The sequence below is a fragment of the Nevskiales bacterium genome, assembly GCA_035574475.1.
In the GTDB taxonomy this organism is placed as follows: domain Bacteria; phylum Pseudomonadota; class Gammaproteobacteria; order Nevskiales; family DATLYR01; genus DATLYR01.
Map to the genome: position 1 here is coordinate 1 of DATLYR010000003.1, position 26488 is coordinate 26488.

Genomic DNA, 26488 nt, shown 5'->3' on the forward strand with positions numbered 1-26488 from the left:
CGGGGCACGAGGGCTGTGCGCCGCTAGCGCCCGCCGATCGACGGCCGGCAGAAGCAGTGCGAATACACGCCGCTCGGGTCGTTCAGCCAGCGCATGGCCGCTTGCAACTCGTAGCGCTGCGCGATCTGCTGTAGCCCCTCCGGCAGCGCCAGCTGGCGCAGTCCCAGCCGGGCCAGGCCCGAACTCAGCCGCTCGATCAGACTGCTGGCGAAATCGCGCTGCGGCTCGATCACTTCGAGCCGGTAGTTGTCCGCGTCCAGCCCGGCCAGCTCGACCGCAGCCTCGATCGCTGCCTGCAGACCGCCGGCCTGATCCACCAGGCCGAGCCTGCGTGCGTCCAGCCCGCTCCAGACGCGGCCGCGCGCCAGACGGTCCACCGCCTCGGCGTTCATGCGTCGGCCCTTGGCGACCTGCTCGATGAACTGGCGGTAGTCCTTCTCCACGGTCAGCTGGATGGCGCGCGCCACATCCGGTGACATGGGCCGGTCGATGCGCAGAGCACCCGCCATCGGCGTGGTGCCGACGCCGTCGACGCGGATGCCGAGCTTGGCCAGCGACCGGTCGAGGGTCGGGACCAGCCCGAACACGCCGATCGAGCCGGTCAGCGTGGTGTCCTGCGCCCAGATCTGGTCGGCCGGTGCCGCGATCCAGTAGCCGCCCGAGGCAGCCAGGTTCGACATCGATACCACCACCGGCCGCCCGCTCTCGCGGAACCGTGATACCTGGCGGCGAATGGTCTCGGCGGCGGTGATGCTACCGCCGGGGCTATCCACGCGCAGCACCAGCGCCGCGATCTGCTCATCCTGCAGCGCCTGGCCGATCAGGTCGGCCAGGGTATCCGCACCGGTCATGCCGACTACGCTCTCACCATCGATCAGCTCGCCCTGCGCCACCACCAGTCCCACCGCCGGTGTGTCCGGTGCATATCGGGGGCGGTCCACGACCGACAGGTAGGTGAAGTGATCGATCTGGCGGAAGCTGTCGATGTCCTCGTCCATGCCCACGATTGCACCGACCTTCTCGCGTACCTGCTGCAGGGTCAGCAAGCCGTCGACGAGCTTCGCCTCCTTGGCTGCCCGCGCCAGGTCGCCCTGGTGCGCCTCGACCACGGCCGGCAGATTGGCAGCGTAGTTCTCGATGGCGTCCGGCGCGAGTTTGCGCGGTGCGGCGATGCCGGCCTTGTAGTGCTCCCACAGCACCTGCAGCCAGGCGGCATTGGCCACCTTTGCTTCGGGCGACATGTCGTTGCGCTCGAAGGGCTCGACCGCCGACTTGTACTCGCCGACGCGAAACACGTGCATGTCCACGCCGAGCTTGTCCAGCGCCTCTTTGAAGTACATGCCGTAATGACCGAAGCCTGCCATCAGTACGAAACCCATCGGATCCAGATAGACTTCGTCGGCCTGGGCGGCCAGGTAATAAGCCGGCTGGCTGTAAGCCGGCGCATAGGCGACAAGCTTCTTTCCGCTGCGCTTGCGGAACTGCTGCAGCGCCGCGCCCAGCTCCTGAAGCTGCGCCATGCCGGCGTCTTCCAACTCGTCGAGCTTGAGGAACACCAGCTTGATGCGCGGGTCGGTGGCGGCATAGTCCAGTGCCTTGATCAGGTCCCTCACCCGAGTCTGGCGCGGGCGCTCGCCAAACACCCGCTGCAGCAGCGCGGTCTCCGGCGGCTCGTCCACCATCTCTACCAGCGTGCCCAGCGGCACCCAGACCAGTGCGACGTTGTCCTCGACCGTCCATTCCGGTCGGCCGGACAGCAGCAGCCACAGGGCCAACACCAGGGCCAGCACCACCAACGTCACCAGCACACGGCGGACAATCTCGATCACCTGCCAGATGCCGGCGAACAGGCGAACGATCCAGGAGCGACTCGATGACATTGTTTAAGGACACCTCGGGCGGTAATTAAACCATGCTAAGCCACACACGGCGGCGTGCCCATGCCCGTGTGCAGCAAGACCGGGCATGCGGGGTATGCGGCTTAAATCATAACCTGACTTAATCGTAGCAATAAGAATAATTGTCTTGTGCTATTTTTCCACCCTGCACTAGAATCGCCGCACTACAGCAATCCGCTCTGCTAACGACGGATTCCTGCGTGAGGTTTGCCGAGTTCCACCCCCCTCTTTTCAAGGAGATTGCCATGAGCGTACTGGTTGGCCGCAAAGCCCCCGACTTCACCGCCGCCGCCGTCATGCCCGACGGCAGCATCAAGGAAAACTTCAAGCTCTCGGACTACCGCGGCAAGTACGTGGTGCTGTTCTTCTGGCCGCTGGACTTCACCTTCGTGTGCCCGTCCGAGATCATCGCGCACGACCACCGCCTCGAAGCGTTTAAGGAGCGTGGCGTGCAGCTGATCGGCGTGTCGATCGACTCGCAGTTCACCCACCATGCCTGGCGCAAGACCCCGCCCAAGAACGGCGGCATCGGCGAGGTCGGCTTCCCGATGGTGGCGGACGTCAGCCACGCCATCACCAATGCCTACGGCATCGCCCACCCCGAAGCGGGCGTAGCCATGCGCGCCTCCTTCCTGATCGACAAGGACGGTGTGGTACAGCACCAGGTGGTCAACAACCTGCCGCTGGGCCGCGAGGTGGACGAAATGCTGCGCATGGTGGACGCGCTGCAGTTCCACGAGGAGCACGGCGAGGTCTGCCCGGCCGGCTGGCACAAGGGACAGCCCGGCATGAAGCCGACTGCCGAGGGCGTGGCCGAGTACCTGGCCAAGAACGCCCGCAAGCTCTGACGAAACAAGCAAGGAATGAAACAGGATTAACAAGATGTTGCAGGAAGATCAGGATCAAGAATTCTTCGTTGAAGAAGTCTTCTTATCCTGTTCGTCCTGTTGAATCCTGACCCTCCTGTTCCATTTCTTTAACGGGCCAAAACCATGCCAAACACCCAGCACCACCGACTGATCATCATCGGCTCCGGCCCGGCCGGTTACACGGCCGCAGTTTATGCCGCACGCGCCAACCTGAAGCCGGTGCTGATCACCGGCGTCGAGCAGGGCGGCCAGCTCATGACCACGACCGACGTGGACAACTGGCCAGGCGATGTCGAGGGTCTGCAGGGGCCGGCGCTGATGGAGCGTATGCGCCAGCATGCAGAGCGTTTCGACACGCGGATCATCTTTGACCACATCAACAGCGTGGACTTCAAGCGCCGGCCGTTCCGGCTCAAGGGCGACAGCGGCGAATACACGGCAGACGCGGTCATCATCGCCACCGGCGCGTCGGCCAAGTACCTGGGCCTGCCCTCCGAGGAAGCGTTCAAGGGCAAGGGCGTGTCGGCCTGCGCCACCTGCGACGGCTTCTTCTACCGTGGCAAGCGCGTGGCCGTGATCGGCGGGGGCAATACCGCGGTCGAGGAGGCGCTCTACCTGGCCAACATCGCCGAGCACGTCACCGTGGTGCACCGGCGCGACAAGTTCCGCTCGGAGAAGATCCTGGCCGACAAGCTGTTCGAGAAGGCAAAGGCCGGCAAGGTCACGATCGTATGGAACCACACCCTGGACGAGGTGCTGGGTGACGACTCCGGCGTCACCGGCATACGCATCGTCAACGTGCAGGATGGCAGCAAGCGCGAGCTGAAGCTGGAGGGTGTGTTCATCGCCATCGGCCACACGCCCAACACCGCGATCTTCGAGGGCCAGCTCGACATGGCCGGCGGCTACATCAAGGTCAGGAGCGGCAGCGACGGAAACGCCACCGCCACCAGCGTGCCGGGTGTGTTTGCGGCCGGCGACGTCATGGACCATGTCTACCGCCAGGCCATCACCTCGGCTGGCACCGGCTGCATGGCCGCACTGGATGCGGAAAAGTACCTGGACCAACTCGCCACGCACGAAGACCGCCATGCCGAGCTGGAACACGTGCAGAGCCAGGTCGCCGGGCGCTGATAAGATTCGCGGATGGACGCGAATCCCGACGCCCGCTCCCCCCTCATCTTCATCATCGCCGGCGAACCCTCGGGTGACGCGCTCGCCGCGCGCCTGATGGCGGCACTCAAGGTCGAGACCGGCGGGCGCGTGCGCTTCGCCGGCGTCGGCGGCGAGCGCATGCAGGCGGAAGGCCTGCAAAGCCTGTTCCCGATGCGCGAATTGGCACTGATGGGCATCTTCGAGGTGCTGCGCCACGTGCCGCGTATCCTGCGCCGCATCCGCGAGACCGTGGCCACCGTCGATCGCCTGAAACCCGACATCGTGCTGACCGTGGATGCGCCCGGCTTCACGCTGCGCGTGGCCAAGCGCCTGCGCGGCCACGGCATCCCGCTGGTGCATTACGTCGCACCGACGGTCTGGGCCTGGAAACCCGGGCGCGCGCGAGAGATCGCGCAATACCTGGACCGGCTGCTGGTGGTACTGCCGTTCGAGCCGCCTTACTTCGAACCGCACGGCCTGGCCTGCGACTTCGTCGGCCATCCTTCCGTGGAAGATGCCGATGCCGGCGACGGCGCAGCCTTCCGCCGCCGACACGGCATCCCGGAGGATGCGCCGCTGCTCTGCGCCCTGCCCGGCAGCCGCGCCTCCGAGATCCGCCGCCTGATGCCGGTCTATGGCGAGACCCTGCGCCTGCTGCTGCCACGCATCCCGCAGCTGCGCGTCGTGGTGCCGGCGGTTGCGCATGTCATGGAGGCGGTGCGCGAGGGCGCCGCGCACTGGCCGCTGCGGCCGGTGATCGTGGCCGAGTCCGCCGAGAAGCACGACGCCTTCGCCGCCGCAACCGTGGCGCTGGTGAAATCCGGCACCACCTCCATTGACGTCGCCATCGCCGGGCTGCCGGGCGTCATCACACAGAAGCTCAACGCGCTGAGCGGCTGGCTGATCCTGCGCGCGGTCCAGGTAGAGCACATGAGCATCATCAACCTGCTGCTGGGCAAGCGCCTGCAGCCGGAATACATTCAGCACCTGTGCCAGCCGCCGCTCTTGGCGGCGGCGCTCGCCGAGCTGTTCGAGAACCCGGACAAGCGCCGGGAAATCCGCGAGGAGGGGCTGCGCGCCGCCCGGCTGCTGGGCCTGGGCGATGAGCCGCCCAGCCGGCGCGCGGCCAAAGCGGTACTCAAGGTCATTCAAGAGAAGAAATGGACAGGATGAACAGGATTCTCAGGATTTGCAGGACTGTATTTTTTTCACCAGGAAATCTTGATCCTGTGAATCCTGTTAAATCCTGTCTATCCTGTCCACCCCCCTTCTTGGTTTTCAACTCATCCAGCGCAGGGTGCGGGGCTTGACCGGGTTGTTGAACGGCCGTTTCTCCTGCTGGCACTTGTCCCACTCGCGCTTGAGGCTGAAGTACCACTTGGCCTGAGTATCGGTGTCGTTGATGAACATGATGGGCGGCTTGTACCGCAGGCCTTCCTCTTGCATCACGACCACATCCCGGTCCTGCTTCAGGAACTTGTGCAGCAGGAGGCGCGCAACCGGCTTGAACACCGTGAGCACCGGCGTGGTCCAGTACAGGAACTGGTGCACCTCGGTTTCGTGATCGTTGAGCGGGGTACAACAGGTCAGCGACACCGCCGTGTGCCGGTCGCCTTGGATGTGCTCGATACGCACACCCGGCAGCCGGAAGCTGATCTCGGTGGAGACGTTCTTGCCGAACAGCTTATAGGGCTTGGCGCTCTGCCGGAGCGGGTAACGCACCATGCGGAAGCCATGCTCGATCGGCTCGTAATCCTTCCGCACCTCGCGCAGCTTCAAGTTACGCGTGCGCCACCACCACGAGGTGTGCACATAAGAGGCGTGGGCGGGGTCCATCAGGCCCATGACCGCATGGTCGACATGGCAGGGAAAATGCATGGTTTCGGAGACCTGCGGCCGCGCGTCTTCGGGGAAATCCGGGACCATCGGCACCGGCGGCAACGCCTGCCCTTCCACGTAGCCCTCGCCCGGCATGAACACCCAGACGTTGCCCTGCACCTCGCGGCAGGGATAGCTGCGCACCTTGATGGCGGACAGCGGCAGGCTGGTGTCGTCCGGCGGGATCGAGGGGATCTCCACGCAGGCGCCGTTACGGGTGTCGAATTTCCAGCCGTGGTAGCAGCACTGCAGCGTGCAGTCCTTGAGCCAGCCATAGCTGAGCGGTATGCCGCGGTGCGGGCAGATGTTGCGCAGGCAAAAAACGCCGCCATCCGCGCGCCGGCCGATCACCACCGGCTCGCCGAGCAGGGTCTTGGCCACCATCTGGCCGCGCGCGAGATGCGTACCGGACTGCGCGAGATACCAGCAGTTGCGGAGCAGTTGGGCGTCCATGAGCGCGAAAGTTTAGCGGACAAGCCTCGCGTGCCGCCACCGCCGGTGGTTATCATGTGCTGCGGAATCCGCCTGCAAGCCCTGATGCGCCCTATCATCGCAATCCCCGCACTGCTGCTGACAGCGGCGCTGGCCGCCTGCACGGTCATCGAACCGCCCGCACCCCGGAGCGACCCCCGCGACGTCGTCGTGGACGAGGCAGTGGCACAGCTCGACCGCTCCTACCGTTATCGCGGCAGCGATCCGACCGGCTTCGACGCCAGCGGACTGGTGCGCTACGTGTACGCGCGCTGCTGCGGAATCGAGCTGCCGCACAGCGCCGAGGCGCAACGCGCGCAGGGGACCTCCATTGACTACAGTCGCGTGCGCCGCGGCGACCTGCTGTTCTACAGACTGGAGGAGACGCCGTTCGGGGAACTGCATGTCGGCATCTATATCGGACGCTCGCGCATGGTTCACATCCGCGAACAGGGCCGCGTGCAGATCGAGCCCATCGATCTGCCCTATTGGCAACGGCGGCTCGAAGACGTCGTCAGCTACCTGCCCTGAGCGTTGCCATTGGCAGACCCGGGCTTTCGGGTCGGCATCGGCCCACCATTGCGGGCCGACGCGTGCCGAAGGGCGTGACTAGCCCAGCTTTTCGGTGATACGCGCGGCCTTGCCCGCCAGCTTGCGCAGGTAGTACAGCTTGGCGCGGCGCACGTCGCCGCGGCGCTTGACCTCGATGCCACCGATCGTCGGGCTGTAAGTCTGGAACACACGCTCGACGCCCTCCCCGTGCGAAATCTTGCGCACGGTGAAAGAGGAGTTCAGACCGCGGTTCTTCTTGGCGATGACCACGCCCTCGAAGGCCTGCAGGCGCTCGCGATCGCCTTCCTTGACCTTGACCTGCACCACGACGGTGTCGCCGGGGCCGAAGTCCGGCAGCTTTTTCTGCATCTGTTCCGATTCGATCTGCTCGATGATTTTGCTCATGTCAGCACCCTATTTACCGTCGCTCCGGCCACCGGCCAGATAGTCTTCGATCCATTCGCGCAGCAGAGTCTGCTGCGTCTCGCTCAACTCGAGCCCGTCCAGCAAATCCGGCCGCTTCAGCCATGTCCGGCCCAGCGCCTGTTTGAGCCGCCAGCGCGCGATCTGCGCATGGTCGCCGCTCAGCAGCACTGCCGGCACCGTCTGCGCACCCTCGCCGGCCCATGCCAGCTGCTCGGGGCGCGTGTAGTGCGGGTGGTCCAGCAGGCCCGCCATGAACGAATCCTGCTGCGCCGATTCCGCATCGCCCAGCACGCCGGGCAACAGCCGCGTCAGCGCGTCGATCAGCACCATCGCGCCCAGCTCGCCGCCGGAGAGCACATAGTCGCCGATCGACAGCTCCAGATCGACTTCCCGGTCGATCAGGCGCTGGTCGAGTCCTTCGTAACGCCCGCACAGCAGCACGTACCCCGGCTGCTGCGCCAGCGCGCGGACCAGTGGCTGCGTCAGTCGCTCGCCCTGCGGGCTGAGGTAGATCACCTTCGCCTGCGCACCGGCGGCCTCGCGGGCTGCCCGTAGCGCCGCCTGCACAGGCCCTACCTTCATCACCATGCCGGGTCCGCCGCCGTATGGGCGGTCGTCCACGCTGAGGTGCCGGTCCTGCGCGTAATCGCGCGGATTCCAGCACTGCAGCTTCAGCAGACCGCGCTCCACCGCGCGACCGGTGACACCCCATTTCGTGACCTGCTCCACGAACGCCGGGAACAGCGTCACGACCTCAATCCTCATCATCGGCCGCACCGACCTACTCGACCGCGTCCGGATCCCAGTCCACCTGGATCCGTCCGGCTGCGAGATCCACCGACTTCACGATCGGCCCCAGCACACAGGGAATCCAGCGCACGCCCGTCTCACCGCCGACCACCAGCATGTCGTGCGCCGGCGTTTCCAACAGTTCGCGCACCCGGCCCAACCGCCGCCCCTGCAGGGTCTCAACTTCGAGCCCCAGCAGGTCGGCCCAGTAAAACTCGTTCGGGCCCAGGGCCGGCAAAGCCTCGCGCATAACCGCGATCTCGCTACCGACCAGCGCCGCCGCCCGGTCGCGGTCATCGCAGACGCTTCCGCTCTCGTCCGCCAGTTGCGCCACCAGGCCCCGGCCCTGTCGGCGGCCTTCGATCAGGCGGGCGACCTGCCACCGGCCGGCGCGCCCGAGCTGCCATTGGCGGTACCCCAGGATGTTTTCCGGCGGTCGGGTCCAGGATTCCAGCTTGACCCAACCCTTGACGCCAAACACGCCGACGATGCGCCCCAGGACGATGCGCCGGTTGGCGTCAGCGCCCATGCAGCAACGACTTTACTTAGGCCGCAGCCTCCGCAGTCTTGCCCTTCTTCGCCTTGCCGGCGACCTTCCTGGCCTTCGTCGGCGCCGTGCCGTCTGCGGCCGGCGCCTCTGCCGGCTGGAGGGCAGCGCGCTTCATCAGTTCGGCGACGCGGTCGGACAGCTGCGCGCCCTGCTTGACCCAGTGGTCCACGCGCGCGGTGTCGATCCGCAGGCCCACTTCGTTGCCTTGGGCGATGGGATTGAAAAAGCCCAGCCGCTCCAGATAGCGACCGTCGCGCTTATTGCGCTGGTCGGTGACGACGACGTGGTAGAAGGGGCGCTTCTTGGCGCCGCCACGGGTGAGGCGAATCTTGACCATGCGTGAATGCTTCCTGAGCTGTGCGGCCGCAAGGCTTGGGGGCCTAAAAACAAGCCGCGCATTTTACGCGCTTTGGCCCGGAAAGTGTAGTGGCGGCCTGATCTTAGCGAGCGGCGCCGTCAGCCGGGTATGCCGGGCGGCAGCCGGCCCTTCATGGCCTTGAGCATACGCCCCAGGCCACCCTTGGAAAACTGCTTCATCATCCGCTGCATATCCTCGTGCTGGCGCAGCAGCCGGTTGACGTCCTGGACCTGGGTGCCGGAACCGGCCGCGATGCGGCGCTTGCGGGAGGCACGAATCAGCTCCGGGAAACGCCGTTCCTGGGGCGTCATCGAACCGATGATGGCGATCTGGCGCCTGAGGTCCCGGTCGTTCACCTGGGTCTTGGCGGCGGCGGGCAGCTGTCCCGCGCCCGGCAGCTGCTCCAGCAGCTTGGACAGCCCGCCCATTTCCAGCATCTGCTGCAGCTGGGCACGCAGGTCTTCCAGATCGAAGCCCTTGCCGCGGGCCAGCTTGCCGGCCATCTGCTCGGCCTGGCGGCGGTCCACCTTGCGGCTGGCCTCCTCGACCAGGCTGAGCACATCGCCCATGCCGAGGATGCGCGAGGCGATGCGCTCCGGATGGAAGGCCTGCAGACCGTCCGGTTTTTCGCTGACGCCGATGTACTTGATCGGCCGGCCGGTGACCTGGCGCACCGACAGCGCGGCGCCGCCCCGGGCGTCGCCGTCGGTCTTGGTCAGGATCACGCCGGTGAGCGGCAGCGCATCGCCGAAGGCCTTGGCGGTGTTGGCAGCATCCTGACCGCTCATGCTGTCCACCACGAACAGGGTTTCCACCGGGTCCAGCGCGACGTGCAGCGCGCGGATCTCGTCCATCATCGCCGCATCGATGGCGAGCCGACCGGCGGTATCGACGATCAGCAGATCGTATTGCTGCAGTTTCGCGTGTTGCCGCGCGGCGCTCGCGATCTCGACGGGCGACTGCCCTGGGCCGGCGGGAAAATAATCCACCCCGACCTGCCCGGCCAGCGTCTGCAGCTGCTGCAGGGCGGCCGGCCGGTAAACGTCCGTGCTGCTCACCAAGACGCGCTTGTGCAGCTGCTCCTTGACCAGTTTCGCCAGCTTTCCGGTGCTGGTGGTCTTGCCGGAGCCCTGCAGGCCGGCCATGAGGATCACCGCGGGCGGCTGCGTGCGCAGGTTCAGCGCTGCGTTCTCGGCACCGAGGATCTTGACCAATTCCTCGTGCACGATCTTGATCAGCGCCTGGCCCGGGGTCAGGCTCTGCATCACCTCGGCCCCGACGGCACGCCCGCGGATGTCCTCGATGAACTGCCTGACCACCGGCAAGGCCACATCGGCCTCCAGCAGCGCCATGCGCACCTCGCGCAAGGTGTCGCGGACGTTGTCTTCGGTGATGCGCCCCTGCCCGCGCAGCTGCTGCAGGGTGCGCGTGAGGCGTTCGCCCAGGTTCTGGAACATGGTGAAAGCGTCGCGGTCAGGCTGGCGGCGATGGTAACACAGGGCCTTAACGCACCGGCGGCGCTTGTGCGATGATCAGCGCCACCGCCGTCCCGCGCCCGCCGACACCGTGAACCTGCCGATCAGCCTCACCGTAGCGCTGTATCTCGTCGCCACCCTGCTGCTGGGCTGGCGTTTGCGCGCCGGCGAGGCTGCGTCCAACGGCTTCCGCGGCCCGGCGCTGGGGCTGGGGGTCGTCGCCGTGTTCGCGCACGGCTGGTTGCTGCAGCAGGCCTTGTGGCAGGACGCCGGCCTCGATCTCAACCTGGGCCATGCGCTGTCCCTGTTCAGCTGGCTGTCGGCGCTGCTGCTGTGCTTGCTCAGCCTGCGCCGGCCGCTGGAAAACCTGGGGCTCGTCCTGTTCCCGTTCGCGGCCGTCGGCACGGCGCTCGGGCTGGCCTGGCGTGGCAGCAATGCCGTGCTGGTCGAAGCCGGCTGGGCGCTGCAGTTGCATATCGTGCTCTCGGTGCTGGCCTATGGCGTACTGACGCTGGCGGCAGTGCAAGCGCTGGTGCTGGCTGTCCAGGACCGGCAGCTGCATCGCCATCGCAGCGGTGGCTGGCTGCGGGTATTGCCGCCGCTGCAGACCATGGAGCAACTCTTGTTCGAGCTGACTGCGACAGGCTTCTTCCTGCTCAGCCTGGCGCTGCTGAGCGGCTTGGTCTTCGTCGAAGACCTGTTGGCCCAGCACCTGGCCCATAAAACCTTCTTCTCGGTACTGGCCTGGCTGTTCTATGCCCTGCTGCTGTGGGGCCACTGGCGCTTCGGCTGGCGCGGGCGCACCGCCACCCGCGGCACGCTGATTGGCTACTTGACGCTGGTGCTGGCCTACTTCGGCAGCAAGTTCGTGCTGGAACAGCTGCTCGGCACGCACTGGGCCTGAGGCGCTGCCGCGCGCCTTGACAGGGCCGCCGCTGGCCCTGAGACAATAGCCCTCCCACCCCTTCAGAGTCGCCCGGCTTGGACGCAATACCGCTACTCTATCTTGTTGTTTTCGTTATTGTTTGCTTCATATTCTCGGGCTTTTTCTCCGGGTCTGAAACGGGCCTGATGGCCCTCAACCGCTACCGCCTGCGGCACTTGGCGAAATCCGGTCACCGCGGCGCCCAGTTCGCCTCCCGGCTGCTGGAACGCCCCGACCGTCTGATCGGCCTGATCCTGCTGCTCAACAACCTGGCCCAGGCCCTGATCCCCATGCTGCTGCTGATGGTGGTGCAGCGCCTGGTGGGGGATCCCGAGCTGGCGCTGGCGATCGCAACCGTCGCCACCGCGCTGATGATTTTCATCTTCGCGGAATCCATGCCCAAGACCCTGGGCGCGATCCACCCCGAGCGGCTGGCGATGCCGGCGGCCTACGTCTACTACCCGCTGGTGCGCCTGTTCCAGCCGCTGCTGTGGCTGACCAATCTGACCACCAACGGCCTGTTGCGCCTGATCGGCGTATCCCCGGAACAGGCCGCGGCGCACAGCATCAGCACCGAGGAGCTGCGCACCGTCGTGGCCGAGGCCGGGGCGCTGCTGCCGCGTCGGCACCGGCGCATGCTGCTGTCGATCCTCGACCTCGAGAAGATCACGGTCGAGGACATCATGGTGCCGCGCACCGAGATCGTCGGCATCGACCTCAGCCAGGACTGGGACCGCATCCTGCAGAGCCTGATCGGCAACCAGCACACGCGGCTGCCGGTCTACGACGGCAGCATCGACGAGCTGCGCGGCATCGTGCACATGCGTCGCGTGCTCGGCCTGTACATCGAAAACCGGCTCAACCGGGAAACGCTGCTGGGACTGGCACGCGAGCCCTACTACGTGCCCGCCGGCACGCCGCTCAACCAGCAGCTGGTCAACTTCCAGCACCAGAAGCGGCGCATCGGCTTCGTGGTGGACGAGTACGGCGACCTGCTCGGCCTGGTCACCCTGGAGGACATCCTCGAGGAGATCGTCGGCGACTTCACCAGCGACCCGCTCATGCGCCTGCGCAACGTCACGCGCAACCCCGACGACAGCTTCACCGCCGCCGGCACAGTCACCGTGCGCATGTTCAACCGCGCCACCGGCTGGAAACTGCCGACCAGCGGCCCGAAGACGCTCAACGGGCTGATCGTGGAATACCTCGAGGACATCCCGCAGCCCGGCACCTCGCTCCGGCTGGGCGGCTACACCCTGGAGATCGCCGAGATGGAAGACAACGTGGTGCGCAGCGTGCGCATCCGGCAGAACGAGGAGCCGGCGCGCGCGCAATAGCCGGCGCGGGGGCTCTCAGGCCACGTCCAGCACTTGGGCCAGGCGGTCGGCGGCCAGGATATCCAGCCCGGGGATGCGGCCCGGCCTCGGCGCATTGGCCTTGGGCACCACGGCGCGGGTGAAGCCGTGCTTGGCCGCCTCGCGCAGGCGATCTTCCCCGCCCTGCACCGGGCGGATCTCACCCGCCAGCCCGACTTCGCCGAACACCACCAGGTCGTTGGCCAGCGGCCGGTTGCGGAAGCTGGACAGCGCCGCCAGCAGGATCGGCAGGTCGGCCGCGGTCTCGGTGACGCGCATGCCACCGACCACGTTCACGAACACGTCCTGGTCGTACATGGCCACGCCGCCATGCCGGTGCAGCACCGCCAGCAGCATCGCCAGGCGGTTGGCATCCGGCCCCAGCGCCACGCGCCGCGGCGCGGCGCCATGACTTTGGTCCACCAGTGCCTGCACCTCGACCAGCAGCGGCCGGCTGCCCTCGCGCGTGACCATGGTCACGCTGCCGGGCACCGGCTGCTCATGGCGGGAAAGAAAGATGGCCGAGGGATTACTGACTTCCTTCAGACCGGTGTCGGTCATGGCGAACACGCCCAGCTCGTTGACCGCGCCGAAGCGGTTCTTGGCGGCGCGGATCACACGGTAGCGGCTGCCGCGGTCGCTCTCGAAATACAGCACGGTGTCCACCATGTGCTCGAGCACCCGCGGGCCGGCGATCACACCCTCCTTGGTGACATGACCGACCAGGATGACGGTGGTACCAGTCTGCTTGGCGAAGCGCACCAGCATGGCGGCGCTCTCGCGCAGCTGCGACACCGAGCCCGGCGCCGACGCCAGCGCCTCGGTGAACATGGTCTGGATCGAGTCCACCACCATGATGCGCGGCCGCTCGGCCTGCGCCAGGTCGAGGATGCGCTCGACGCAGGTTTCCGCCAGCAGGCCGAGCGCGGTGTCGGGCAACCCCAAGCGCCGTGCGCGCAGATGCACCTGCTCCAGTGATTCCTCGCCGGTGATGTAAAGCCCCTTGACGCCTTCGGGCAGGCCGCACATCACCTGCAGCAGCAGCGTGGATTTGCCGATGCCGGGGTCGCCGCCGATCAGGATCACCGAGCCCGGCACCCAGCCGCCGCCCAGCACGCGGTCCAGCTCGGTGAGCCCGCTGCCAGCGCGCGGCGCCTCCCGGAGCGCGACGTCCCGGAGCAGGCGCACGCGCGACTCGCCGGCATAGCCGACCGCGCGCAGGCCCTTGCCGCCGCCGGCCGCGACACTGAGCGTTTCCACCAGGCTGTTCCAGGCGCCGCAGTCCGGGCACTGCCCGGCCCACTTGGGCTGCTGCGCGCCGCATTGCTGGCAGCTGTAAACTGTTCTGGACTTGCTCATCAGCGGGCCTCGTCGACTCAGCAGTGCAAACCACCAGCGAACAGGACTCTTGCGAGATCGAATCGCCCTGCACCGGCATCTGCCGGCTGGACGCCCGGCAACGCTGCGAGGGCTGCCTGCGCAGCATCGAGGAGATTATCGCCTGGCCCACGGCCGATCGCGAAACGCGCCGGCAGATCCTGCGCGCCGTGGCCGAACGCAGACTTGGCCGCTGCGGGTGAATGCCATAGCCTGCCCTCCATGTTGCAGTCACATGCCCGCACTACACTCCGGCCCATCGTAGACTCACGAGGAACGCCCATGCCCAAGCCCGGCAAGACCGGTATCGGTCGCATCGTCGATGCGCAGTTGTACACGATCCAGGGCCTGCGCGCGATCTGGAAGCACGAGGCCGCCTTCCGACAGGAATGCGCACTGGCCGCGGTCATGATCCCGGCCGCATTCTGGATCGGCAGCGACGCAGTGCAGGTCGCGCTGCTGATCGGCGTCTGCCTGGTGGTGCTGATCGTGGAACTGCTGAACTCGGCCATCGAAGCGGTCGTGGATCGCATCGGCCCGGAACTGCACGAGCTGTCCGGCCGCGCCAAGGACATGGGCTCGGCCGCGGTATTCATCAGCCTGTGCCTGGCCGGCCTGACCTGGCTGCTGATCCTGTGGCAGCGTTTTGCTTGAGGGGCCATTCATGTTCTGCGACCTGCGCGGCACCAGCTTGAAGATCCCGCCTGACCGCTTCCCCGACCCGGTGCAGGACCTCACCCTGCCGCCGGGCAGCGGTCCGCAAGTGGCGGTGCTGGCCGGCGGCTGCTTCTGGTGCGTCGAGGCGGTATTCAAGGAAGTGGACGGGGTGCTCGAAGTCACTTCCGGCTATGCCGGCGGCGATGCCGCCACGGCCAATTACGAAGCGGTCTGCAGCGGCAACACCCGGCACGCCGAGGCCATCCGCCTGCGCTACGACCCGGCGCGCGTGAGCTACGGCCAGCTGCTCAAGCTGTTCTTCTCAGTGGCGCACGACCCCACCCAGCTCAACCGTCAGGGCAACGACCGTGGCCCCCAGTACCGCTCGGCGATCTTCTACGCGGATGAGCAACAGCGTATCGTCGCCGAGGCCTATATCCGCCAACTCGAGCAGGCCGGCGCGTTCAAGGCGAAAATCGTCACCACGCTCGAACCGCTGGAAGCCTTCTACGAGGCCGAGGGCTATCACCAGGATTACGCCGCGCGCAACCCGGGCCAGCCCTATATCGCGATGGTCGCAGCACCGAAGGTGGAAAAGCTGCGCGTATATTTCGGCGATCGGCTCAAGCGTTAGGCCGACCCGCGTAGACGTATTCCACGCGCTTCCGTCGTACCGCGCAGAACAGCTCGTAGGCGATGGTATCGGCGGCCGCGGCGACCTCGTCCGCTGGCAGGCCCTCGCCCCACAACACCGCCTCGTCGCCCTCGCGCACCTCATCGCAGCCGCGCAGGTCCACGGCCAGCAGGTCCATGGACACGCGGCCCACGACCTGCGTGCGCCGGCCGCCGACCCGTACCGGCGTACCGCTCGGCGCATGGCGCGGATAACCATCGCCGTAGCCGATGGCGAGGATGCCGACGCGCATGCGCTCGGGCGTGATCCAGCTGCCACCGTAACCCACTGCTTCGCCGGCCGGCAGCTCGCGAATGCTCAGTACGCGGCTGCGCAGGGTCATGACCGGCCTGAGGCCCAGCGATTCGGCGCTGCACCCGGCCAGGGGGCTGGCGCCATACAGCATGATGCCGGGGCGCACCCAGTCCGCATGCGCATCCGGCCAGGCCAGGATGCCGGCGGAATTGGCCAGTGAACGGGCGCCCGGCAGGCCGGCCGTCATCTGCCTGAAGGTCTCGATCTGCCGGCACGTGGCGGGGTTGTCCGTTTCGTCCGCGCAGGCGAAATGCGTCATCCAGCCCTGCAGACGTAGTGCCGGCAGGGCCGCCAGCCGCCGGCACAGCTCGGGCATGGCGCCAGACTCGAAGCCGAGCCGGTGCATGCCGGTATCCAGTTTGATCCAGACGGCGGCCGTGTGGGCGCAGGCGCTGCGCTCGATCAGGCCGAGCTGGTGGAAGTCGTGCACAACGAGCTGCAGGTCCTGCCCGGTGGCCGTATGCAGCTCATCCGTGTCCAACACGCCGCCGAGCAGCACGATCGGCCGGCCGATGCCGGCCTGGCGCAGCTCCAGCGCCTCGCCCAGCGTGGCCACGGCGAGTGCGTCAGCGTCGAGCGCACGCGCCACTTCGACCGCGCCATGGCCGTAGGCTTCGGCCTTGACCGCCGCCATGACCCGCGCGCGCGGCGCGCGCTCACGGACCCTGACGAGATTGTGGCGCAGCGCGTCGAGATCGATGACCGCCCAGCTGCGGCGACTCACCCGCGGACTTCCTCGTAGTAGTCGGCCGCCAGGTTCTCGAAGCGCGTGCAATGGCGCAGAAAGGCCACCTCGAAGCTGTCGGTGGGGCCGTTGCGCTGCTTGCCGATGATGATCTCGGCAGTGCCCTTCTTGGGGCTGTCCGGCTTGTAGTATTCCTCGCGATGGATGAACACCACCATGTCCGCGTCCTGCTCGATGCTGCCCGACTCGCGCAGGTCGGACATCTTCGGCTTGTTGTCGGGGTTGGTCTCGGCCTTGCGGCTGACCTGCGACAACGCGATCACCGGCACGTTGAGGTCACGCGCCAGCGCCTTGAGACTGCGCGAGATCTCCGACACCTCGGTGGTACGGTTCTCGCGCGTGCCCGGCACCGTCATCAGCTGCAGATAGTCGATCACCACCAGCCCGATGCGGTGATCGCGCTGCATGCGTCGTGCGCGCGCGTGCAGCTCGGTCGGGCTGAGCGTGGAAGAATCGTCCACGAAGATGCAGTTGCGCGCCTGCTCGATCAGTGACACCGCCGAGGTGAAGCGTGGCCATTCGCTGTCCTCAAGCTTGCCGGTACGCACATGCTGCTGGTCGATCCGGCCGAGCGAGGCGATCATGCGCAGCAGCAGCTGGGTGGACGACATCTCCATGCTGAAGATCGCGGTCGGCACGTTGTGCTTGATGGCCACGTTCTCGACGATGTTCATCGCCAGACTGGTTTTGCCCATCGCCGGCCGTGCCGCGACGATGATCAGGTCGCCCTTCTGCAGCCCGCTGGTCATTTCGTCGAACTTGGTCAGGCCGGTGGACAGGCCGGTCAGCGGCTGGTCGGACTCGTACAGCTCGTGGATGCGGCTGACCACCTGCGGCAGCACGTCGCCGACGCTCTGAAAATCCTGCTTGCCGCGCTTGATCTGTTCGGCGATGGCAAAGACTTTCTTCTCCGCCTCGTTCAGCAGCTCACTGGTACTGCGGCCCTGCGGGGCATAGCCCATCTCCGAGATCGACACGCCGGCGCCGATCAGCTGGCGCAGCACCGATTGCTCGCGCACGATGTCGCCGTAGGCCACGATATTGGCCGAGCTGGGGGTCTCGTTGGCCAGGGTGCCCAGATAGGCCAGGCCGCCCGCTTCCTCCAGCTGGCCGCGCGACCTGAGCCACTCCGCCAGGGTAACGGCATCGTAGGGCTTGTTGTTCTCGGCCTGGTGCTGGATGGCGCGGAAGATCAGCCGGTGGTCCTCACGGTAGAAATCCTCTTCCGCCACGCGGCCGGCGATGCGCAGCCAGGCCTCGTTGTCGAGCAGCAGGCCGCCGAGCACGGCCTGCTCGGCTTCGATCGAATGCGGCGGCAGTTTGGCAATGGTCATCGGGCGCTACAGGGTGATGGGGCCGAACGCCGTGCCGGCGTTCGTTCCCGCGAAGTTTGGACGCAACTTCGGCCTTCGGCAACCGCAAAAAAACAGGCCCCTTGCGGGGCCTGTTGACAAGCTGTGACCAAGATGTGGATCAGCCTTCTTTCTCTTTTTCTTCTTCGACGATGACGAGAATCGACACCTCGACATCGGAATGCAGCTGCAACTGCACGGTGTGCTCGCCGGTCTGGCGGATCGGACCGTTGGGCAGCGTGATCTCGCGCTTCTGGACGGTGATCCCTTCGCGCTTGAGTGCCTCGATGATCTCGAAGGTGCCGACCGAGCCGTACAGCTTGCCTTCCTCCGCGGCCCGCGCCTTGACGGTGAGCTTGTAGCCCTCCAGCTGCTGCGCGCGGTGCTGGGCGGCGTTCAGACTGTCGGTGGCGCTCTTCTCGAGCTCCGCCCGGCGCGCCTCGAACACCTTGACGTTCTCCGGCGTGGCCGGCAGCGCCATGCCCTGCGGCAGCAGGTAGTTGCGCCCGAAGCCCGCGCGTACCTTCACGCGATCGCCCAGATCGCCGAGGTTGCGCACCTTCTGCAACAGAATCACTTCCATGGGCGCCTCCTCAGTGCTGGTCGGTGTACGGCAGCAGCGCTAGGAAGCGCGCTCGCTTGATGGCGGTTGCCAGCTGGCGCTGGTAATGCGTCTGCGTGCCGGTGATGCGGCTCGGGACTATCTTGCCGGTCTCGGTGATGTACTGCTTCAGAGTGGCGAGATCCTTGTAGTCGATCTCCTGCACCTTCTCGGCGGTGAAACGGCAGTATTTCCTGCGACGGTAGAAACGCGACATGTTCAGGCCCTCGCTCCGTTGTCGCCGGTCTCGGCGGTCTCGTCCTCGCCGAAGCTCTCGCGCTCGCGGCGACGGCCCTCGTCACGGCCTTCCTGCGACTTCATCATGATCGACGGCTCGGTCTCCGGGCCGGGGCGGCTCAGGGTCAGGCTGCGGATCACGGCGTCGTTGAAGCGGAACGCGCTCTCCAGCTCGGTCAGGGTGGTCTGGCCGCACTCGATGTTCATCAGCACGTAGTGGGCCTTGTGCACCTTCTGGATCGGGTAGGCCAGCTGGCGGCGACCCCAGTCCTCGACGCGGTGCACCTTGCCCTGCTGGGATTCGATCATGCCGCGATAACGCTCGATCATCGCCGGCACTTGCGGGCTCTGGTCCGGGTGGACCAGGAAGACGATTTCGTAATGACGCATTCAGCGCCTCCTTGTGGGTGATGCCCCCCGCAGCGCGGTGGAGCAAGGAGTTTTCCGGGCCCGATGGCCCGGAAGGCGCGCAAATATACGTGAATCAGGCGGTTGGCGCAATCCGCCTCAGCCGCGCTGCCGCAGGGCCTCGTACAGGCAGACGGCGGCCGCGACCGACACGTTCAGGCTTTCGACGCTGCCGCGCATCGGGATGCGCACCAGCAGGTCGCAGTGCTCGCGGGTCAGGCGGCGCAGGCCCTTTTCCTCCGCGCCCAGCACCAGGGCCAGCGGCCCCTTGAGGTCGGTCTGGTACAGGCTCTGGCCGGCTTCGCCGGCCGCACCGATGACCCAGATCCCGCGCTGCTGCAGTTCGCGCAGGCTGCGGGCCAGGTTGGTGACCTGGATGAAGGGCAGCACCTCGGCGGCGCCGGCGGCGGCCTTGCGCGCCACGGGGGTCAACCCGACGGCGCGGTCACGCGGCGCGATCACCGCATCCACGCCGGCGGCGTCGGCGGTGCGCAGGCAGGCGCCGAGGTTGTGCGGGTCCTGCACGCCGTCCAGCACCAGCAGGAAGGGTGCATGGCCCAGGCCGTCCAGCAGGGCCTCCAGGTCGGGCTCGCCGAGCGCCCGGCCGGCGTTGACCTGGGCCAGCACGCCCTGGTGGTTGACGTCCGGCGCCCGCCGGTCGAGTTCGCTGCCTTCAACGAGCTGCAGCGGCACGCCGCGCTCGCGGGCCAGCGCCTGCAGTTCCGCGCTGCGCCTGTCCTCGCGCCCGCGGCGCAGCCAGACCTGGCGCGCAGCGCCGCCACGCAGCGCGGCGAACACCGCGTGCCAACCGGCGACCAGACCGGCCTCCTCAGCCACGCCGACGTTTCCCGCGCTTTGGCCCGCGGCCCTGGGCCGGTCGCGCGCCCGGTTCGGCCGACAGCGACCCCGGCGCCAGCACCGGTTCGAAATCGATCTTGCGCTCGTCCAGGTTCACGCGCAGCACGCGCACCCGGATGCGGTCGGCCAGATGCCAGATGCGGCCGCTGCGCTCGCCGCGCAGGCGGTGGTGGCGTGGTTCGTGATGGTAGTAGTCGTTGGGCAGACTGCTGACGTGCACCAGTCCTTCCGCGTAGACGCGCTCGATCTCGACGAACAGTCCAAAAGGAGTCACGCCGGTGATGAGGCCGTCGAACTCTTCGCCGACGCGGTCCAGCATGAACTCGCACTTCAGCCAGCTGACGGCGTCGCGCGTGGCCTCGTCCGCACGGCGCTCGGTCATCGAGCAGTGCGTGCCCAGCCCCTGCATCAGCGTGGTCGTATACGGGAACTGCTCCGGCCGGCGCCGTGCCAGCGCATGCTTGATGGCGCGGTGCACCAGCAGATCGGGGTAACGCCGGATCGGCGAGGTGAAATGTGTATAGCAGTCCAGCGCCAGGCCGAAGTGGCCGATGTTCTCGGGCGTGTACACCGCCTGCGCCAGCGAGCGCAGCAGCACGGTCTGGATCAGGTGCGCGTCGGGCCGTCCCTGGATGGCGCTCAGCAGTCTGGCGTAGTGCCGCGGTTCGGGCGAGGCACCGCCGCCCAGGCTCAGGCCCAGTTCGTTGAGAAAGGCGCGCAGCTCTTCCAGCCGGTCGGCCTCGGGCCCGGCGTGGACGCGGTACAGCAGCGGCAGCTTGCGAGCCGTCAGGAACTCAGCCGCCTGCACGTTGGCGGCGATCATGCACTCCTCGATGATGCGGTGTGCCTCGGTGCGCACCACCGGTATCACGTCCTCGATCTTGCGGTCCGGCCCGAACTTGATCTTGGTCTCGGTGGTCTCGAAATCGATCGCGCCGCGCCGCTGACGCGCCGCGAACAGCGCGCGGAACACGCCCTGTAAATGGCGCAGCTGCGGCAGCAGCGCCGCATGGCCCAACTGCTCCGCCACGGCCGGACTGTCGAGCATCGCCGCGACTTGGTCGTAGGTCAGGCGCGCCTGCGAACGCATCACCGCGTTGTGGAAACGCGCGCCGCTCACCTGCCCCTGCGGGCTCACCTGCATCTCGCAGGCCAGGCACAGGCGATCCACACCGGGATTCAGCGAGCACAGGCCATTGGACAGCGCCTCCGGCAGCATCGGGATGACCTGACCGGGAAAATACACCGAGGTGCCGCGCAGCTCGGCCTCACGGTCCAGCGCGCTGCCCGGCGTCACATAGGCCGATACGTCGGCAATGGCGACCCAGAGTGTCCAGCCGCGCCCCTGCGGCTCGGCGTACACGGCGTCGTCGAAGTCGCGCGCATCGGCACCGTCGATGGTCACCAGCGGCATCGCGCGCAGGTCCAGCCGGCCGCGCGTGTGCGCCTCCGGGACTTCGGGCGACAGACCGGCAGCCTCCTGCAAGACGTCCGCCGGCCACTCGTGCGGCAGGCCGTGCGCGCGGACGGCGATGTCGATCTCCATGCCGGGCGCCATGTGCTCGCCCAGCACCTCGACGATGCGGCCGATGGGCTGCGTGCGCTTGTCCGGCGGCTGCACGATCTCGGCAGTGACGATCTGCCCCGGGCGCGCGGCGCCGCGGTCGGCAGGCGGGATGAGAATGTCCTGGCTGATGCGCGCGTTGTCCGGCATGACCACGCCGATGCCGTGCTCCTCGACATAGCGGCCGACGACCCGCGTGTTGCGCCGCTCCAGCACGTCCACCAGCGAACCCTCGCGCCGCCCGCGATGGTCACGGCCGGTGATGCGCACCAGCGCGCGGTCGCCATGCAGCAACGCGCGCATCTGCCGCGGCGACAGGAAAACGTCGTCACCGCCGTCGTCGGGCTTCAGGAAGCCATAGCCGTCGCGGTGGCCGATCACCGTGCCATGCACCAGGTCCATGCGCGTGGTCAAGCCGTAGGCGCCCTTGCGGTTCTGCACCAGCTGGCCGTCGCGGATCATGGCGCCCAGGCGCTTGCGCAGCGCTTCCTGGTCCTGCGGCTCGTCCAACCCGAACAGGGCCTGCAAGGCGGACAGTTCCACCGGCTCGCCGCGTTCGGCCAGCAACTGCAGGATCAGTTCCCGGCTCGGCACCGGCCGCGCATAGCGCTCGTGCTCACGCGCGTGCGCGGGATCGTGGCGGCGCCAGTCGCGGGGGTTTGCACTCGATTTTCCGTTCTTTCTTTTCATGTGTTTTCCTGCAGCGGCGTTGACTTTGCCCGCCGCTGCGATTAGATTCTCGCCGCTTCAACGCTACGCCGCGTCGCGGCGGATGCGCCACCTGCCCAGGTGGCGGAATTGGTAGACGCACTAGTTTCAGGTACTAGCGGGTAAAACCGTGGAGGTTCGAGTCCTCTCCTGGGCACCAAGCGCACATCCTAGCACGTACAGGATGATCCAACCGACGCAACGATAACCCGCTTAAACAGCGGGTTTTTCGTCTGTAGCCGTCCAAACCCTTCCACTTGCATCCGGGCCGACGTGGGGATACGGTTGGGGATACGAGACGAGCGTATCCCCACGAGACTCGAACCTGGGGCCCAACTCTCCCTCGGAAACGAGTCCAGCGTATCCCCACGGGGGCTGAATGCCCAAGCACATCAAGCCACTGACCGAGGTCCGCATCCGGAGCGCCAAGCCCGACCAGTACCCGCTGTGGGACGGTGGCGGCCTGCACCTGATCCGCGATCCGGCCGGCGCGCGGCGCTGGCGGCTCAAGTATTACCGGCCCGACGGCCGCGAGAACCGGATCGGCTTCGGCCCCTATCCCGACGTGCCACTGGCCGAGGCGCGCCGGCAGCGCGAGCGCGTCCGCGAGCTGCTGCGCCAAGGCACCGACCCCGCCGAGCATCGCAAGGCCCAGCGCGACGAGGCCAAGCGCGCCACCGTGGGCACGTTCGAGGCGGTCTCGAAGGCCTGGCGTGAGTTCAAGGGCAAGAGCTGGTCGCCGGAGAGCAAGCGCAAGGCCGAGTACGTGCTGAACACCTACCTGCTGCCCTCCCTGAAATCCCGACAGGTTGCCACGCTGAAAAGCGCTGAGGTCGCGGCCGTGCTGCGCCGGATTGCCGACCGCACGCCCGACCTGGCCCGCAAGGCCCGCCAGTACGTGCAGGGCATCATCCGCTACGCGATCCGCGAAGGCCTGCGCGACGAAGGGCGAGTGCTGATCCTGGACGAGGTGCTGCCCAAGAGCGCCAAGGGTCACATCCCGGCGCAGACCCTGCCCGATGAGATTGCAGCGCTGATAAAGGCCGTGCGCGGCTACAGCTCGCACGTCACCCGCGCCGCCCTCTTGATGTGCGCGTACACCGCGCAGCGGCCGGGCACGGTCGCTTCGATGCGCTGGGACGAGATAGCGCAGGATGTGGCCGAGTGGCGCATCCCGCCGGCCAAGATGAAGATGCGGCACACGCACATCGTCCCCCTGCCCCGCCAAGCCCTAGAACTGCTGACGGAGATGCAGCAGTACACCGCCGGGCGCGAGTACGTGTTTCCACCCCTGGCGCGCCAGCACAATCCGCACCTGCACCGTGACGCGCTGAGCAATGCACTGCGGGACATGGGCTTTGCCGGCAAGCATGCGCCGCACGGCTTCCGGGGGATGTTCCGCACTGCCGGCCGTGAGCGCCTGGGGATAGATTCCGACGTGCTGGAGGCGCAGCTAGCACACGCCAAGCGCGGCGACGTGCAGAAGGCCTACGACCGCACCACGTTCGATGAGACGCGGCGCCGGGCTATGCAGCGCTGGGCCGACTACCTGGACGGGCTCGAACACAAACGGGAAAAGGTTGTTTCAATCCGCGCGAAACGGGCTTGAGCAGTCAGCCGATCTTGTCCGCGATCTGCTTGTGGACTGACCGGCCCGCCTCATCCTCGGCGACCGCAAACAGAAACAGGCAACGGCCGCCGCTGGATTTCTCCCATTGATCGCCGACTTGCTTCTTTTCGCGGGAGTCGTCGTTAGTCTTGTAGGGATCCCCCTTGTATTCGACCGCCAGCACGCGACCGTCATCCATCTCGGCGATGAAGTCCGGATAGAAATAATCCGTGGCGGTTGGCAGCCAGAAGGAGAATTTTTCCTGTCGCTCGATATTCCGCACCCAGTGCTTGACCTTCGGGTGCGAATCAAGCGCCTGTGCGCAAATAAACTCCTCGGAGCGCTGGCCCGCACCCGTCTTTTCGCGCAGGTCATGGATGACGGGATAAAAGTGCTTCGTGAACTCGTAACTGCCCTGATAGCAGTTGCGCGCCGGGTATTGCCCTGGCTGAAACTGGAAGCTGAGCGGCGCGGCCTTGTCTGCCGGCGCGACGGCCATCTCGAACAGCCGCCCCTGAAAGCCTTGGGCTATCGCTAACTGTCGCAACCGCAAAATTTCCGCGTTGATTGCCTGTGCCAGCAAGTGACGGGCGCGTACCAGTGCAGTCAGTGTGAACCCACGCTCCTTGGTCAGGTGCGTAACCATCTTGACCAGATAGGCCTGTAGCTGCGTCTGCAAGATGTAGGGCTTGCGTGTTTGGGCATCCAGCCAGCGCACCAAGTCCTGCTCGCTGACCGTTCCCGCGACTGCGTTGAGGTTGAGCTGCTGGGCGTCTACGTGGCGGTACTTCACCCGCTCGCCGTTTACGTCAATCTCGAAGGAATTGACGGTTTCATGGATGGCGAACCCTTCCAGCTTTACCGGGCTATCCAGCAGGTTCCAGTCGCCCACGCTGCTCAAGGTTTCGCGTTCGACGACCTCCAGATAGCCGTCAAGCTTGAGACAGAGTTGCGGCACAGGGGCAAAGCCTGCGCCCAGTTGCGCCGGCGCCAGCAGCGCGCGGCGCATGGCGCGGTGCGCGTCAAACTGCTGCTTGACCGACTCGCGCGCCTTGGCCGGCACGGACTGCGTGATGAAGGTTTCCGCCTGCGCCAGGGCTTCGGCATCCAGATTGCCCTTGAGCAGCACGGTGGCACCTGTCGAGGTTGGGCGGATGTCCACCGCCTTTTTCACATCCTCCGGCCAATGCTGCGTATCCGGCGCCTGTTCAAGCTCGATATGGCAATCGGGAATCGTCGGCTTCGGTGGAGCCGTGCCCGTGCCGCCGTCCAATGCCAACGGCTGCTGCGGAACCAGCACGCTGCTGGCCTCGAACCGCTCAAAGCCCATGTTCTGCACCATGCGGTCCTTGAGGTTGGCCGCGGCCTCGGCGAAGTTGGCGGCGACGATGTGCGCGTAAGCCTTGTTCAGCGGCTCCTGCTGGCGTGTCTTGGCGTAGGGCATCCGCAGCACGCGGCCCAGTAGCTGCTCAACGTCCTTGGCGGACGACACGGATTGCAGGGAAGCCAGCACGTAGGCGAAGGAACAATCCCAGCCCTCTTTCAGGGCCTCCACCGTGATGACATAGCGCACCGGGCAGGCGGGATCGAACAAATTGATCCCGTCCAGCTCTTTCTGCGCCCCGGTCGCCACCGCGATCTGCGCCTCGGGGATGTGCAGTTCCTCCAGCAGGTGCTTGCGAACCACATCCACGGTGGCTTCACCACCCTTGGGCTGCGCCTGGATCAACACAATCGGGCGCACGTAGTCGCTTTCCTTCTGCGCCACCGTTTCCAGCCGCGTGCGCGTCAGCAGCGCATCGCGCAGGCAGCTCTGCCAACCGTCCGGGTGCTCAGCGAGCACGATGGGCAGCTTAATCATCTGCTCCGCTTTCAGCTCCGCGGCGGCGACGTGATACAGCACGTTGTTGCCGGGCACCGGCGTTGCGGTCAGCTCCACCACGCAACTGGGGTTGAGCCGGCCTAGGGATTTGAAGAAGCGGTCCGTGCGGTTGTTATGCGCTTCGTCCACGATGACGATGGGCCGCTGCTGGTTCAGCCAGTTGGCGACGGAATATTTCACCCGCCCAACGTCTGCGGCGGCCAGGAACGGCTGGTTCTGCAAGTCGTCCGCCGTGACCTTCTCCAGTCCTTCGGCAGCGCTCGGCGGCAGATTCTCGAAGTGCGGCGCCAGCTCCTCGAAGAAGGAATAGACATTGCGCTTGGCAGTATCGCTAACGTTGAAGGATTGGATCGTCGCCACCACCACGATGCAGGCCTTGCCCACGTCCTGCGTGCCGATGGTTTGCAGGCTTTCAAGGTCGCAGACCAGCACGCGGTCGCCGAAGTGCTGACCCAGCGCGTGCCGGTAGGGATGATGCGCGTTGCTCAGGCTTTCCAGCGTTTGCGCGCGGATGGCGTCGGAGGGCGTCAGCCACAGGACGACGGGCGCATCGGTGTCCAGCATGGTTTTGCCCGCCAACGGCACGGTATGCGCGGCCAGCAGCGTCTTGCCGCCGCCAGTGGGCACGCGCAGGCAGACGCTCGGCACCACGCCGAACACGGGCTGATAGGGCTCCGTGCGTCCTTGCGCGGTCAGCGCCACCTTGAAGGCCTCGGCCACCGGCATCCGGCGGCAGGCCTGGAGGAACGCGGCCAGCGCCGCCAGGGCATCTTCTTGGTATCGCTTGAGGGTGAGCATGGC

General features: G+C 66.6%; 25 protein-coding genes, 1 tRNA gene and 1 pseudogene. 11 read left to right on the forward strand and 16 right to left on the reverse strand.

Features of this window, described 5'->3' with window-relative positions; all coding sequences use genetic code 11:
- Positions 1–23: 23 nt before the first annotated feature.
- Positions 24–1880, reverse strand: coding sequence for a signal peptide peptidase SppA (sppA, locus tag VNJ47_00110; protein ID HXG27239.1), 1857 nt, complete (start codon positions 1878–1880; stop codon positions 24–26).
- Between the two features lie 263 nt (positions 1881–2143).
- On the opposite strand from sppA, the gene VNJ47_00115 reads away from it, so the two are divergent.
- The 3 genes from VNJ47_00115 to lpxB all read left to right on the forward strand — a co-directional run bounded on the left by VNJ47_00115 (position 2144) and on the right by lpxB (position 5095).
- The gene (locus VNJ47_00115; protein HXG27240.1) at positions 2144–2746 is read left to right on the forward strand and encodes a peroxiredoxin; all 603 of its coding nucleotides are present in this window, start codon (positions 2144–2146) and stop codon (positions 2744–2746) included.
- 144 nt (positions 2747–2890) lie between these two features.
- Positions 2891–3901 carry a thioredoxin-disulfide reductase gene (gene trxB, locus VNJ47_00120; protein ID HXG27241.1) on the forward strand — a complete coding sequence of 337 codons (1011 nt, stop codon included), beginning with the start codon at positions 2891–2893 and terminating at the stop codon, positions 3899–3901.
- Between the two features lie 12 nt (positions 3902–3913).
- Positions 3914–5095: a lipid-A-disaccharide synthase gene (gene lpxB, locus VNJ47_00125; GenBank protein HXG27242.1), complete on the forward strand. Its 1182-nt coding sequence runs from the start codon at positions 3914–3916 to the stop codon at positions 5093–5095.
- Between the two features lie 105 nt (positions 5096–5200).
- Here lpxB and VNJ47_00130 read toward each other — a convergent pair whose 3' ends face one another.
- Complete coding sequence (locus VNJ47_00130) at positions 5201–6253, reverse strand: Rieske 2Fe-2S domain-containing protein (GenBank protein ID HXG27243.1); 1053 nt, start codon at positions 6251–6253, stop codon at positions 5201–5203.
- Positions 6254–6337: 84 nt separating this feature from the next.
- On the opposite strand from VNJ47_00130, the gene VNJ47_00135 reads away from it, so the two are divergent.
- Entirely contained in the window at positions 6338–6802 is a 465-nt protein-coding gene (locus VNJ47_00135) for a C40 family peptidase (protein ID HXG27244.1), read from the forward strand.
- Between the two features lie 78 nt (positions 6803–6880).
- Here the strand turns inward: VNJ47_00135 and rplS are convergent, their stop codons facing one another.
- The 5 genes and pseudogenes from rplS to ffh form a co-directional block, all read right to left on the reverse strand.
- Positions 6881–7228: a 50S ribosomal protein L19 gene (gene rplS / locus VNJ47_00140; protein ID HXG27245.1), complete on the reverse strand. Its 348-nt coding sequence runs from the start codon at positions 7226–7228 to the stop codon at positions 6881–6883.
- 9 nt (positions 7229–7237) lie between these two features.
- Positions 7238–8014: a tRNA (guanosine(37)-N1)-methyltransferase TrmD gene (gene trmD, locus VNJ47_00145; GenBank protein ID HXG27246.1), complete on the reverse strand. Its 777-nt coding sequence runs from the start codon at positions 8012–8014 to the stop codon at positions 7238–7240.
- Between the two features lie 16 nt (positions 8015–8030).
- On the reverse strand, positions 8031–8567 hold the full coding sequence (gene rimM, locus VNJ47_00150) for a ribosome maturation factor RimM (protein ID HXG27247.1): 537 nt from the start codon (positions 8565–8567) through the stop codon (positions 8031–8033).
- 124 nt (positions 8568–8691) lie between these two features.
- Positions 8692–8925: pseudogene (rpsP, locus tag VNJ47_00155) on the reverse strand (30S ribosomal protein S16).
- A gap of 119 nt (positions 8926–9044) precedes the next feature.
- Entirely contained in the window at positions 9045–10403 is a 1359-nt protein-coding gene (gene ffh / locus VNJ47_00160; GenBank protein HXG27248.1) for a signal recognition particle protein, read from the reverse strand.
- 109 nt (positions 10404–10512) lie between these two features.
- Between ffh and ccsA the strand changes: the two genes are divergently transcribed.
- Entirely contained in the window at positions 10513–11325 is an 813-nt protein-coding gene (gene ccsA, locus VNJ47_00165; protein ID HXG27249.1) for a cytochrome c biogenesis protein CcsA, read from the forward strand.
- Between the two features lie 77 nt (positions 11326–11402).
- Entirely contained in the window at positions 11403–12683 is a 1281-nt protein-coding gene (locus VNJ47_00170) for an HlyC/CorC family transporter (protein ID HXG27250.1), read from the forward strand.
- A gap of 15 nt (positions 12684–12698) precedes the next feature.
- Here the strand turns inward: VNJ47_00170 and radA are convergent, their stop codons facing one another.
- Positions 12699–14060, reverse strand: coding sequence for a DNA repair protein RadA (gene radA, locus VNJ47_00175; GenBank protein ID HXG27251.1), 1362 nt, complete (start codon positions 14058–14060; stop codon positions 12699–12701).
- A gap of 23 nt (positions 14061–14083) precedes the next feature.
- Between radA and VNJ47_00180 the strand changes: the two genes are divergently transcribed.
- From VNJ47_00180 to msrA, 3 genes are all read left to right on the forward strand, one after another.
- On the forward strand, positions 14084–14281 hold the full coding sequence (locus tag VNJ47_00180; GenBank protein ID HXG27252.1) for a DUF1289 domain-containing protein: 198 nt from the start codon (positions 14084–14086) through the stop codon (positions 14279–14281).
- A 79-nt stretch (positions 14282–14360) separates the two neighbouring features.
- Positions 14361–14732, forward strand: a complete 372-nt coding sequence (locus tag VNJ47_00185; protein HXG27253.1) for a diacylglycerol kinase — start codon at positions 14361–14363, stop codon at positions 14730–14732.
- Positions 14733–14742: 10 nt separating this feature from the next.
- A complete protein-coding gene (msrA, locus tag VNJ47_00190; protein ID HXG27254.1) occupies positions 14743–15369 on the forward strand; it encodes a peptide-methionine (S)-S-oxide reductase MsrA in 627 nt (208 codons plus the stop codon).
- Here the strand turns inward: msrA and alr are convergent.
- The 7 genes from alr to rnr all read right to left on the reverse strand — a co-directional run bounded on the left by alr (position 15359) and on the right by rnr (position 22178).
- Entirely contained in the window at positions 15359–16447 is a 1089-nt protein-coding gene (gene alr / locus VNJ47_00195; GenBank protein HXG27255.1) for an alanine racemase, read from the reverse strand. The two genes, msrA and alr, sit on opposite strands and share 11 nt — an antisense overlap.
- The gene (dnaB, locus tag VNJ47_00200; GenBank protein ID HXG27256.1) at positions 16444–17802 is read right to left on the reverse strand and encodes a replicative DNA helicase; all 1359 of its coding nucleotides are present in this window, start codon (positions 17800–17802) and stop codon (positions 16444–16446) included. Before dnaB ends, alr begins: the two co-directional genes overlap by 4 nt.
- A gap of 139 nt (positions 17803–17941) precedes the next feature.
- Positions 17942–18403 (reverse strand): 50S ribosomal protein L9, encoded by a 462-nt coding sequence (gene rplI / locus VNJ47_00205; protein ID HXG27257.1) that lies wholly within the window; start codon positions 18401–18403, stop codon positions 17942–17944.
- A gap of 10 nt (positions 18404–18413) precedes the next feature.
- Positions 18414–18638 (reverse strand): 30S ribosomal protein S18, encoded by a 225-nt coding sequence (rpsR, locus tag VNJ47_00210; GenBank protein ID HXG27258.1) that lies wholly within the window; start codon positions 18636–18638, stop codon positions 18414–18416.
- A gap of 2 nt (positions 18639–18640) precedes the next feature.
- Positions 18641–19048: a 30S ribosomal protein S6 gene (gene rpsF / locus VNJ47_00215; GenBank protein HXG27259.1), complete on the reverse strand. Its 408-nt coding sequence runs from the start codon at positions 19046–19048 to the stop codon at positions 18641–18643.
- 117 nt (positions 19049–19165) lie between these two features.
- Positions 19166–19903, reverse strand: a complete 738-nt coding sequence (rlmB, locus tag VNJ47_00220) for a 23S rRNA (guanosine(2251)-2'-O)-methyltransferase RlmB (protein ID HXG27260.1) — start codon at positions 19901–19903, stop codon at positions 19166–19168.
- Positions 19896–22178, reverse strand: a complete 2283-nt coding sequence (gene rnr, locus VNJ47_00225; protein ID HXG27261.1) for a ribonuclease R — start codon at positions 22176–22178, stop codon at positions 19896–19898. Before rnr ends, rlmB begins: the two co-directional genes overlap by 8 nt.
- Before the next feature lie 93 nt (positions 22179–22271).
- On the opposite strand from rnr, the gene VNJ47_00230 reads away from it, so the two are divergent.
- Together VNJ47_00230 and VNJ47_00235 are read left to right on the forward strand one after the other, a co-directional pair.
- Positions 22272–22356 (forward strand) — tRNA-Leu (locus VNJ47_00230).
- 219 nt (positions 22357–22575) lie between these two features.
- Positions 22576–23805 carry an integrase arm-type DNA-binding domain-containing protein gene (locus VNJ47_00235; protein HXG27262.1) on the forward strand — a complete coding sequence of 410 codons (1230 nt, stop codon included), beginning with the start codon at positions 22576–22578 and terminating at the stop codon, positions 23803–23805.
- Between the two features lie 4 nt (positions 23806–23809).
- Here the strand turns inward: VNJ47_00235 and VNJ47_00240 are convergent, their stop codons facing one another.
- Positions 23810–26485, reverse strand: a complete 2676-nt coding sequence (locus VNJ47_00240; GenBank protein HXG27263.1) for a DEAD/DEAH box helicase family protein — start codon at positions 26483–26485, stop codon at positions 23810–23812.
- Positions 26486–26488: the final 3 nt, after the last annotated feature.

Bases quoted from the DNA above. Each gene is read 5' to 3' on its own strand.
- sppA (HXG27239.1), bottom strand. From the start codon at position 1,880: ATGTCATCGAGTCGCTCCTGGATCGTTCGCCTGTTCGCCGGCATCTGG.
- VNJ47_00115 (HXG27240.1), top strand. From the start codon at position 2,144: ATGAGCGTACTGGTTGGCCGCAAAGCCCCCGACTTCACCGCCGCCGCC.
- trxB (HXG27241.1), top strand. From the start codon at position 2,891: ATGCCAAACACCCAGCACCACCGACTGATCATCATCGGCTCCGGCCCG.
- lpxB (HXG27242.1), top strand. From the start codon at position 3,914: ATGGACGCGAATCCCGACGCCCGCTCCCCCCTCATCTTCATCATCGCC.
- VNJ47_00130 (HXG27243.1), bottom strand. From the start codon at position 6,253: ATGGACGCCCAACTGCTCCGCAACTGCTGGTATCTCGCGCAGTCCGGT.
- VNJ47_00135 (HXG27244.1), top strand. From the start codon at position 6,338: ATGCGCCCTATCATCGCAATCCCCGCACTGCTGCTGACAGCGGCGCTG.
- rplS (HXG27245.1), bottom strand. From the start codon at position 7,228: ATGAGCAAAATCATCGAGCAGATCGAATCGGAACAGATGCAGAAAAAG.
- trmD (HXG27246.1), bottom strand. From the start codon at position 8,014: ATGAGGATTGAGGTCGTGACGCTGTTCCCGGCGTTCGTGGAGCAGGTC.
- rimM (HXG27247.1), bottom strand. From the start codon at position 8,567: ATGGGCGCTGACGCCAACCGGCGCATCGTCCTGGGGCGCATCGTCGGC.
- ffh (HXG27248.1), bottom strand. From the start codon at position 10,403: ATGTTCCAGAACCTGGGCGAACGCCTCACGCGCACCCTGCAGCAGCTG.
- radA (HXG27251.1), bottom strand. From the start codon at position 14,060: ATGAGCAAGTCCAGAACAGTTTACAGCTGCCAGCAATGCGGCGCGCAG.
- VNJ47_00185 (HXG27253.1), top strand. From the start codon at position 14,361: ATGCCCAAGCCCGGCAAGACCGGTATCGGTCGCATCGTCGATGCGCAG.
- msrA (HXG27254.1), top strand. From the start codon at position 14,743: ATGTTCTGCGACCTGCGCGGCACCAGCTTGAAGATCCCGCCTGACCGC.
- dnaB (HXG27256.1), bottom strand. From the start codon at position 17,802: ATGACCATTGCCAAACTGCCGCCGCATTCGATCGAAGCCGAGCAGGCC.
- rplI (HXG27257.1), bottom strand. From the start codon at position 18,403: ATGGAAGTGATTCTGTTGCAGAAGGTGCGCAACCTCGGCGATCTGGGC.
- rpsR (HXG27258.1), bottom strand. From the start codon at position 18,638: ATGTCGCGTTTCTACCGTCGCAGGAAATACTGCCGTTTCACCGCCGAG.
- rpsF (HXG27259.1), bottom strand. From the start codon at position 19,048: ATGCGTCATTACGAAATCGTCTTCCTGGTCCACCCGGACCAGAGCCCG.
- rnr (HXG27261.1), bottom strand. From the start codon at position 22,178: ATGAAAAGAAAGAACGGAAAATCGAGTGCAAACCCCCGCGACTGGCGC.
- VNJ47_00235 (HXG27262.1), top strand. From the start codon at position 22,576: ATGCCCAAGCACATCAAGCCACTGACCGAGGTCCGCATCCGGAGCGCC.
- VNJ47_00240 (HXG27263.1), bottom strand. From the start codon at position 26,485: ATGCTCACCCTCAAGCGATACCAAGAAGATGCCCTGGCGGCGCTGGCC.